A 1213-nucleotide genomic window follows, 5' to 3' on the forward strand; every position below is an offset into this window, starting at 1 on the left:
CGCAGGCCACAGGATGGTGGTAGTGGCTGCAGGCCGCAGCGTACTCGGCGGGGGTCCGATAACCCAGTGCCGAATGCCGGTGTCGATGGTTATGGTCGGTCTTGAAATCGCCGATCACGACGCGGGCCTCGAGCAGGCTGGTCCAGTGATTGCGATTCAGGCACTCGGTGCGCAGTCTGCGGTTGAACGACTCGATGTAGCCGTTATTCCATGGTGTACCGGGCGGGATGTACACCATCCCGACGCGATCTGCGCAGAATCGTTGCAGTGCATGGGAAATCAATTCAGGACCGTTGTCCATCCGTAACACCCGCGGCAGCCCCGCCACGGCGAACACTCCCTCGAGCTCGGTAACCAAGCGCTCAGCGGTGATCGACCGCTCGACCACATGCAGCAGCGATTCACGGGTGTGCTCATCGACCATCGACGCGATCTTCACCGCCCGCCCGTCGACAGTGGAATCGAACTGGAAATCCAACGCCCACACAACCCTCGGAGCATCCGCCTCAACCGGCGCCACCGACGAGCACCCGGCCCGTTTCCGCGGCGAGTGGACCCTTACCTGCAGGCCTTCCTCACGCCAGAGCCGGTGCACCCGCTTCTTGTTCACCTCGCTGCCCTCATCGAACCGTAACGCCGCCCACGCACGCCGGAACCCGTGGCACGGGTTACTCGTCGCATAAGCGCGCAACCAGGCCCGCAAACCGGCATCCGGATCTGCAGGGGTCTGCGCGGCCGGCAACCGCCGATACGTGGACCGGTGCAGCCCGACCACCTTGCACGCGAACCGTTCCGACATGCCCATCACCTGCGTGAGCATGTCAGCGGCTCGCCGCTTGCCGGCCGGGCCTAGAATTTTCCCTTCGCGATTTCCCGCAGGGCGTCCTTCTCCAACTCCGCGTCCGCCAGCAGCCGCTTCAACCTGGCATTCTGCTCCCGCAACTCTTTGAGTTCCTTCGCGGCGTCGGTATCCACGCCGCCGTACTGGCGGCGCCAGTTGTACAAGGTCGCCGCCGATACCCCCAGATCGGCTGCGATCTGCTCACCCGTCTGGCCGGCAGCGGCCAGCTCGTCGGCACGGCGCAGCTTCCGCACGATGTCCTCCGCGGAGTGCCGCTTGCGTCCTGCCATATCCCTCACGGTCCCTTCCAGCCCTGACCAGGGCCAACAAGGACTCTAATACCGGGCGGCCGCATTCACTGGGGACAGGCCA

1 protein-coding gene is annotated in these 1213 nt (G+C 64.8%); it reads right to left on the minus strand.

Annotated features, from left to right (window positions below):
- Positions 1 to 1131 (minus strand): IS3 family transposase gene (locus ACX4ZE_RS22755; RefSeq protein WP_480275505.1). Its coding sequence is split into 2 segments (ribosomal slippage), with 1132 coding nucleotides annotated over them: positions 1 to 864 and positions 864 to 1131; the frame shifts between segments, so codons are not numbered across the junction. This gene is flagged as partial in the annotation.
- Positions 1132 to 1213 lie beyond the last annotated feature (82 nt).

The organism is Nocardia sp. TBRC8007 (assembly GCF_056629435.1).